This is a genomic window from Phaeodactylibacter xiamenensis, assembly GCF_000759025.1.
GTDB classification, from domain to species: domain Bacteria; phylum Bacteroidota; class Bacteroidia; order Chitinophagales; family Saprospiraceae; genus Phaeodactylibacter; species Phaeodactylibacter xiamenensis.
Window position 1 is genome coordinate 1 of record NZ_JPOS01000143.1, and the last position, 2,587, is coordinate 2,587.

Sequence of the window (2,587 nt, forward strand, 5' to 3'; positions counted from 1 at the left end):
AGCGTTGAGTGTAATTATTTAACAATTGATGACTTTTCATTAGAGTATGCTGTAAATACTGAGGAACTAATTTTAAATAGAATTGAGGTTTTTCCTAACCCATTCTCAGACAAAGTAAGAATCAGATCAGAAAGAGGTATTGAAAAAATAGTTGTATCAGATCTATCAGGAAGGATGATTTTATCTGAAACTACCTTTGATATAACAAAAGAATTAGATTTAAGTGGCTTTGATTCTGGAGTCTTAATACTTACAATTATTGATGAAGAAGGAATAAAGAATAACTATAAGTTAATTAAAATGAACTGATGAGAACAATGGCTACATGCCATGCCGGTAAAAATCTTCGATTGAAAAATAGAGATGAAAAACCCGCGCAGGCAGCAAAAGCCAGGCTGCGCCAATTTCGCCTTTTGCTGCCTGCGCTAGCATTTGTGAATTAAGACGAAAATGGTAAATTTAGAATCCGGCACGTCACGTAGCCGTTCCCGTTCGCTACCATGAAAAAATATAAAAACAAATGAAACTAATAACCACAATAGTATTTCTAATTTTTACAATCTCACTGTTTGGACAGAATACTGACTCAAATACTACTGAATTAGTACGAGAAATACAAGCTGAATTACAAAAAGCACAAGTTGAGATAGAGAAGCTCAATTTGAAGATTGATAATATCGAAAAAGAAAATAATGGAATAGTTGGAGTTTCAAATACGATTATCTCTTGGTCAGGAAGGATTTTTGCAATTTTTGCCGCTTTATTGAGTATCGCTACAGTTTATAGTGGATACCAAATTTCGCAAATAAGAAAGATTAAAAATGACTTAGAAGAACTTTATAAAAAATCAAAAAGGGAGATTGAAGACCAAAAATCGGAATTGGAGTCCCTAAGAGAAGATTTCAAAAAAGATAAGGAAGATTCTCTTAAACTTCTCTTTCCTTTAATAAGAGGGCAATGGTATTTTTATCAAGGGGATTATGAAAAATCACTTTCTGCATTTCTACAAGCAAAGAAAATTCAGCCTAATCATCCCGAAATTATAAGAAACTTATACCGGATTTTAGCAAACACAGGAAAAACCGAAGAAGCGATTCAAAACTTAGAAAAATTATATAAAGAATTTCCAGATGACAAGGTAATCAAATATCGTCTTGCTCAAACATATCGAAGAAATGGTCAATTAGAGAATGCTGAAATAGTTATCAAAGATGCTGCCATAAACGACAAATATCCACCTGCATTATATGAATATGGGTCTATCTTAATGAATAGCAATAGGCTAAAAGAAGCAGAAGAGATTTTTATCGAAGCAAACCGCCAGTTTCTAATAGAAGAAGGTGTGACAAAATATTGGGTATTCGTAAATCTATCCCTAACGCAATTGTTACTTGGAAAAATAGATGAAAGTAGAAGAAATGCAGATAAAGTTTTTGAAATTGTAAACACTCAATTAAAATTAGCGCCTTCAAACGCTCAGTTATACTCGAATTTAGGGTTAAGCTATCTACTGAAAGGCGATAATGTGCAAGAAGGAAAATCAGAATTTTTAAAATCAACGGAAAAGAACTTGCCATCAGGAATAGCTAAATCGATGATTAATAAAATTGAGTTGATTGATAGAGTTAAAGAAAGTCCTATAAATCAAGAAACAATCAAATTACTGAAATCATATTTGGAAAAAGAAAAGAACACGGTAGCGAACAATGGCTAGCCGACAATACTCCGTTTCACTCCGTACTGCGGCTAGCCGGACCGTTATGGGGTACCGCATCAGAATTGGCATTCTATGGAATTGAAAATATGGATTCTCCCGCCTCAAAAATGAAAATTCAGAATCGGGAAATCATCCGGAAATCGAGAACTGATTTTCAAATCGGGGAATTGAAATTTAGAAGGCGGGCAAATATCCTGTCGAGTATTGTATTCTTTACGGTTAATCGGACAGAAAACTAATAATTTGAATTCTTAAGATTAACCGGGCCCATCTTGAAAAATGAGATTGGTTTTTTCAGATGAGATTTACGTTTAGGCGGCTTTTGAAATAGAAATCAGGAATTTGAATCTCGTCCATAAACAGAAATCGGGAATCTGGAATCTGTAAATTTTGAACAGGAAACCGTTGATTGAATCAATTTGAGAACCAAGATCAGAAACTCAAGATTTGATAAACCTGAATCTGATTTTGATAAATCTGGAAAATCGAATTGAGTAAATCAGGAATCAAAAATCAGGTTGAATCTTCTGGAAATGGAGATCAGAATCCTGAAATAGGTCGATTGTTGTCAGATTATTGGTTGATTTGAGATTTGAAACGATCAAATTGAAGAATCAGAATCCCGAATTTGAATCGACTGAAAACCAGTAAATTAAAATCAGTTGAAGAGAATTTACCAGCCGCCTTTTGGATAGCCCAGAATTTGAAAATGGGGCCCTTTTTTTGAAATGGTGAAAAGAATAAAGCGGCAACCCATAACAATGGCTACACACAAGCTGGGTAAAATCTGCGATTGAAAAATCAGAATGAAAAACCCGCTGCAGTCAGCAAAAGCCAGGCTGCGCCAGTTTCGCCTTTTGCTGCCTGCGC

At 34.6% G+C, this 2,587-nt stretch carries 2 protein-coding genes; both read left to right on the forward strand.

Translation table 11 applies throughout. The features are described from left to right. A partial coding sequence (locus tag IX84_RS30390; protein WP_044230400.1) for a T9SS type A sorting domain-containing protein occupies nucleotides 1-309 on the forward strand: 309 nt, incomplete at its 5' end. 211 nt (nucleotides 310-520) lie between these two features. Then, nucleotides 521-1,714, forward strand: a complete 1,194-nt coding sequence (locus IX84_RS30395; RefSeq protein WP_044230242.1) for a tetratricopeptide repeat protein — start codon at nucleotides 521-523, stop codon at nucleotides 1,712-1,714. Nucleotides 1,715-2,587: the final 873 nt, after the last annotated feature.